The following is a 6,028-nucleotide window of genomic DNA, read 5'->3' on the forward strand; positions in this document are numbered from 1 at the left end:
ATTTAAAATATGGAAGTAATACATCAATAATTAAATGGGGGATTAATTGGATATCAAAAAATTAAATCTAGTTAAGTTTACGTTATTTAAACTTCGTCAATATATTTCCAATACTAAATTGAATTAAATCACCAATTAAATTTATATGGTGATCCAAACCTTTAGTTTGACCTATTTTGGTTAACCAATAGTCCATTAATTATTAAAATTGGTCATGTACTTATTATTATACTAACAATAGGATCGTGACCATGAAGCGTCTTACCCTGACACCTATAGCAATCGCGTTGCTTCTTGCAGGATGCAACTCATCTGATAGCGACAATAACTTCCAACAACCCCAAGTTCACTCTCGTGTTCATGATGTATTGAACGTTGAAGGTTACCAATTCCGAGATTCTAACGGCAATGGAACACTTGAACCCTTTGAAGACTGGCGATTATCTCCAGAAGAGCGAGCAGCAGACTTGGTTAGCCGAATGACGCTAGATGAGAAAGCCGGCATGATGCTCATTGACACCTTAAACTCGTCCAAAGGTGGGCTCGTTAGTAGTAAAGGGCAAGACATGATTGGCGATGCCCAAATGACGCGCTTTATCTTCCGTAACAGCGTAGTTGAAACACCTACCAATGCGCCTGATTGCGATTCAGGCCGTTCAGGTTGTCAGATAACCCCAACAGAAGCTGCCCAGTTCATGAATAGTGTTCAAGAACTGCGTGAACAGACGCGAATGGGTATCCCCGCTCTATTCAAATCCAATGCTCGTAACCACATAGATCCATCAGCTAAAGCAGGGATCAACGTTTCTTCAGGTGCCTTTTCTGCTTGGCCTAAAGAGGCAGGTTTAGCAGCCACTCGCGACATGGATTTAATCACTGAATTTGCAGGTATCATGAATGAAGAATGGTCTTCAATTGGCCTACGCAGTATGTACGGATACATGATGGATTTGGCGACAGAACCTCGTTGGTACCGAGTACACGAAACCTTTACCGAAGATGCAGATTTAGCGTCTGACATTATGCGCTCACTTATCAAAGGGTTGCAGGATGGCGGTGAGGTCAACGAAGACAGTATCGCGCTAACCATCAAACACTTCCCTGGTGGCGGTCCACAAGAAAACGGTGGTGACCCACATTATGACTTCGGTAAAAACCAAGTCTATCCAAAGAACAATTTTGATTACCACCTAAAACCGTTTATTGCTGCGATTGAGGCTGGCGCTTCTTCAATCATGCCTTACTACGGCATCCCTGTAGATCAAAAGTGGATGCCAAACGATGTTGGTATGTCCTTCTCAAAAGGCATTGTTACCGACCTTCTCAGAGACGAATTGGGCTACACAGGTAACGTGAACTCAGATACCGGCATTATTGGCGATCGTGCATGGGGTGTGGAACACAAAACGATTGATGAGCAGGTTGCCATGGCGGTCGAAGCTGGAGTCGATGTTCTTTCAGGTTTCCATGATAAAGAAGTCATCGTGAAACTCGTGGAAAAAGATCTGCTTACCGAAGAGCGTGTCGACCTATCAGTCACACGCTTACTTGAAGAACAATTCAAGCTTGGCCTTTTCGAAAACACTTACGTTGATGAGAAAAAAGCCCAAGAGATTTTAGGCAACGAGAAGTACCAAGAACGCGCTGATTACGCACAGAAAAAGTCTGTCGTCTTACTTCAAAATACCAATAAGACTTTACCTCTAGCTGAATCAACCGCACAAAATCCTGTTGCTCTGTATGTCATGGGAATGGACGAAAACATTGCAGGAGACGACAAGTACAACTTTACCGTGACTTCCGGAGATTACGAAGCGGGAGAAACGCGTCCACCAGTACCAGCCGATACGGACTATGCGGTTATTCGTGTTCGCGTATCTAACGAAGGCTCAGATCCTGATCTTATCTTTGGTGGCGCGAACCCAGATGAACTCGATATTCTTGCGTTCAGTGAAATGGCTACAGCTGCATCTTGGCATATTGAACCAAGCCTAAGCGACATTAAAGCCGTTATGAACGAAGTGGGCGCTGACAAAACGGTATTGTCCATCAACTTTAGACAACCCTTCGTGCTAGACGATCAAAGTAATCTTAAGCAAGCCGGTGCCGTGATCGCCACATTTGGTGTCTCGGACAGCAACCTAATGGAAGTACTTTCAGGCAACTTTGCTCCTCAAGGAAAACTGCCATTTGCTTTAGCGAACAGTGCCCAAGCCATTCAAAACCAAGACTCAGACTACCCTGGGTATGATCAAGCCGACACCCTTTACCCGTTCGGACATGGTTTAAGTTACGAATAATATTTGAGCTAATTCAGGCAGTGTTGAGCACTGCCTTTCCTTCTTAGATACCAAGGACAAAGTCATGGAACATATCTTACAACTGGGTTGGGATGATCACGCTATTCCACATAAAATCTGGATAGAACAATACTACGATGGGTGTCGTATCTGCTTGAAAGTCGTAAAAGACGTTGAGCCAGAAATGCTCTCATTGATTGTTCCAAATATTGATGTGCAAACCACTCATAAGGCGTGGCAAGGCAAAGCGACGAACATTACACCAGCCTATGATGACGGCGTGTTGTTCACTCAAACTCGCTCGCTATTCAATTTGCCTCATGGCTGCGTGATTTGGGCGGTAACACATATCCAGATGCAAAACGGCTTAAAAATGTCGGCAGACAAATTGTGCTTCGTACCAAAATACAGCAATCAAGATTCTTGTTTTAAGGTTCCAGCATAACGTAACAACAAGCCGAGTCGCTTATCCAACTTGGCGCTAATCTGCGAAGAACCATAAAAAAGGCCAGCGTATACACGTTGGCCTTACTTCTGTCTGTCTGTCTGTCTGTCTGTCTGTCTGTCATCAGGATTAAGCACTAATCAATCAACACCAACGAATCGATGGCATTGGATTCATTTAGATATCTCATTCTTGGCGGGCATTTGGCACCCGTAATAAGACAATGCTCATTCTAAAAAGACGAAATAAATTTAAAAAAACTTATTTCGCCGTTTTGATCATCGTAGCTCGCGGTTTACAGCTGAGGTTCTTGGGTCTTATTGACTATGAGGTCGCGAAGCCATTTGTGGCTTGGTTCAGAATCAAAGTAACGGTGCCAAAGCAAAAACAAACCACCGGGAACCAACTCAATAGGAATCGGCTTCATCACCAGTTCGCCACTCTCAATATAGTCACGAACCGAGTTGTACGGATAACACATCAGCAAATCGCTTTGTTTGCACAGCTTTACTGCGCTGGTGATGTCCGACACGTTGGCGGCTTTGTTAATTTGAAGCTGTTTGGCTTGCAAGATTTCCAGTAGCAACCAGTCGCCAATGCCACCGGTCACCAACTGAATATGACGGTATTTAAGGAAGGCTTGCAGATTCCACTCTTCTTGAAGTACTGGGTGATCATTTCGCATCAAGCACACAGAGTAATCTTGCAGCAACTCGACGTGGTTTAGCTCGGCAGGGATATTTTGAATGTGGGTGCTAGCCCTTTCATCGAGCTCAAAAATTCCAATCCCGAAATCGACCTCACGCTTTAGTAAGCGCTTAAAGGTTTCGCTGCTCCAAGTAGTGCTGTTTACCGTAATGTTCGGCGCATCTGCTAGCGCGTTAGGCATAAATTTAGGGTAAATCGCGGTATAAGCGGTTTCAACAAGATCGATATTAAAAGTACGTTCGCTGTCTTTCGGCTCAAAAATGTCCGGCACGGTTAGCTGTTCAACTTGCAGAAGGATTTGATGAATTTTAGGCGCTAAAGAGGTGGCTTTCGGTGTTGGAAACAGGCCTTTTGACTCACGTTCAAACAAAGGGTCGTCAAACAAAGAACGCAGCTTAGTGAGTTGTTTACTCACCGCAGACTGACTAAGGAACAATCGCTCTGCCGTTTTGCTCACGCTGCGCTCTTCAAGCAACACGTGTAAACACAGCAGTAAATTCATATCACATTTGAGTAAGCTTTTAACATCTACCATGATATTCCTTAGATTCAGATTAATGATGACTTTATGTCACTTTAAATCATATCACAAACTTGTTAATTTAAGCCCATGTAACCTATGAGTTAATAACTCAAAAAATAATAGACCTAAGGAATACTCATGAACTTTCTAGCACTCCCTAAGATTGATCTGCACTGCCACCTAGACGGAAGTGTTCGTCCAGACACCATTATTGATCTGGCGAAACAGTACGGAATCGAACTTCCAGAAGACCGTGAAGCGGTAGTAAAGTCTCTAACAGTGCCTGAAGATTGCAAAAACCTTGATGAGTACCTAGCTTGCTTTAGCCTGCCACTGCAAGTGATGCAAACGGAAGAAGCGATTGAGCGTATCTCTTTTGAGCTTTACGAAGACGCAGCACTAGAAAACGTTAAGTACCTAGAAGTTCGTTTTGCACCGATTCTTCACGTAAACAAGGGCTTGTCTCTTGATGCAATCATCGCAAGTGCGGTTAAAGGCATGAAGCGTGCAGAAGAGAAATACGACATTAAGGGCAACTACATCATGTCTGTACTTCGTATGTTCCCGAAAGACTCAATCAAAGATGTAATCGACGCTGGTAAACCATACCTTGGTAAAGGCGTGGTTGCGTTTGATATTGCAGGCGGTGAAAAGCCGGGCTTCTGCGCTGAATTCCCTGAGTACACGCAATACGCTATTGAACAAGGCTACCGTGTGACGGTTCACGCAGGTGAGCAATGGCATGGTCAGAACGTTTACGATGCAGTCACACTGCTTGACGCTGAGCGTATCGGCCACGGTGTCCACATCCAAGGTAACGAAGACGCGTACAACATCGTTAAAGAGAAGCAGGTTGCGCTTGAAACTTGCCCAACAAGTAACGTGCAAACTAAATGTATTCACAAATTCAGCGACCACCCAATTGCTGAATTCAAGAAAGACGGCATCGTTGTAACGATCAACACAGACAACCGCACTGTGTCGAACACAACCATGACTAACGAAGTGAAGCGTGTATGTGAAACGTTCGGTCTAACACAAGAAGACTACGCAGAGATCTACAAGTACTCTGTAGAGAGCGCTTTTGCTTCAGACGAAGTGAAACAGCACCTAATGGGTTTCGTTGAGCAAATCTAATTTGAGCAATCTTGATTGCTAAGTAGAAAAACAGGAAGAGAAAGGCTTAGGCTTTTCTCTTTTTTTATGTCCAATTATCCGTATTCTAATATCGATGTTGACGAATGGGATGCAAACAATGAAAACAGAACTCGAGAAAATGCTGTCCGGCGAGATTTTTGATGGCGCAGACCATGAGGTAGACCACATGCGCACTCACGCCAGCAAGGCGCTATCAGACTTGAATCAATGTTCAGACGATACTCAACTACCAAGTCTTCAGGCTAATCTGTTTGGTAAAGTAGGAAGCAGCGTTGTCCGTCCTCCTTTTCATTGCGAGTTTGGCAAAACCATCGAGATCGGTGACGACACCTTTATCAACATGAACGTGGTGATGCTTGATGGCGCGAATATCAAGATTGGTAACAATGTATTGATAGGGCCAAGTGCCCAGTTTTACACAGCCTCCCACTCACTGGATTATCTCAGCCGCCGTAAGTGGGAAACTTTCTGCCTACCTATCACAGTCGAAGACGATGTGTGGATTGGTGGAAACTCAGTCATCAACCAAGGCGTTACGATTGGCGCTCGCTCTGTTATCGCAGCGAACTCAGTGGTTAACAGTGATGTACCACCAGATTGCCTGTACGGCGGCACTCCAGCCAAGTTGATTCGGCATTTGAATGCCGAACAAACTCGCGATTAAACAAGAAAGCGCGTATCCAAATCTAAAAAAGAGCGATGTTTCAATAGCATGGCTCTTAATCTAATTATCAGCGTTGTTTTATCGCACGCTTGTTCACCGCGAATTTGAAGCACGACAGCCGCAACTAAAACCAGCGCTGATATAGTCAAAAACAAGAATGCAACGATAGACTTAGGTGGGTATCTTTTCATTTTCTACACCCTCAAATTTAAGGTTCATCGCGGCTTTCC

At 44.2% G+C, this 6,028-nt stretch carries 6 protein-coding genes; 4 read left to right on the forward strand and 2 right to left on the reverse strand.

The window, feature by feature from the left end:
- Positions 1–251: 251 nt before the first annotated feature.
- The gene (locus tag AB4161_RS20030; RefSeq protein WP_102398630.1) at positions 252–2,300 is read left to right on the forward strand and encodes a glycoside hydrolase family 3 N-terminal domain-containing protein; all 2,049 of its coding nucleotides are present in this window, start codon (positions 252–254) and stop codon (positions 2,298–2,300) included.
- Between the two features lie 64 nt (positions 2,301–2,364).
- Positions 2,365–2,745 carry a hypothetical protein gene (locus AB4161_RS20035; protein WP_017057786.1) on the forward strand — a complete coding sequence of 127 codons (381 nt, stop codon included), beginning with the start codon at positions 2,365–2,367 and terminating at the stop codon, positions 2,743–2,745.
- Positions 2,746–3,040: 295 nt separating this feature from the next.
- On the opposite strand, the gene AB4161_RS20040 is transcribed toward AB4161_RS20035, so the two are convergent.
- Complete coding sequence (locus AB4161_RS20040) at positions 3,041–3,988, reverse strand: LysR family transcriptional regulator (protein WP_372084075.1); 948 nt, start codon at positions 3,986–3,988, stop codon at positions 3,041–3,043.
- A gap of 126 nt (positions 3,989–4,114) precedes the next feature.
- Between AB4161_RS20040 and add the strand changes: the two genes are divergently transcribed.
- Positions 4,115–5,113 (forward strand): adenosine deaminase, encoded by a 999-nt coding sequence (gene add, locus AB4161_RS20045; protein ID WP_017061091.1) that lies wholly within the window; start codon positions 4,115–4,117, stop codon positions 5,111–5,113.
- 118 nt (positions 5,114–5,231) lie between these two features.
- On the forward strand, positions 5,232–5,798 hold the full coding sequence (locus AB4161_RS20050; protein WP_102321248.1) for a sugar O-acetyltransferase: 567 nt from the start codon (positions 5,232–5,234) through the stop codon (positions 5,796–5,798).
- On the opposite strand, the gene AB4161_RS20055 is transcribed toward AB4161_RS20050, so the two are convergent.
- Positions 5,795–5,989 carry a hypothetical protein gene (locus AB4161_RS20055; RefSeq protein ID WP_017072485.1) on the reverse strand — a complete coding sequence of 65 codons (195 nt, stop codon included), beginning with the start codon at positions 5,987–5,989 and terminating at the stop codon, positions 5,795–5,797. The genes AB4161_RS20050 and AB4161_RS20055 overlap by 4 nt on opposite strands.
- Positions 5,990–6,028: the final 39 nt, after the last annotated feature.

The sequence above is a fragment of the Vibrio sp. 10N.286.51.E5 genome (genome assembly GCF_041469125.1).
Lineage (GTDB): Bacteria > Pseudomonadota > Gammaproteobacteria > Enterobacterales > Vibrionaceae > Vibrio > Vibrio crassostreae_C.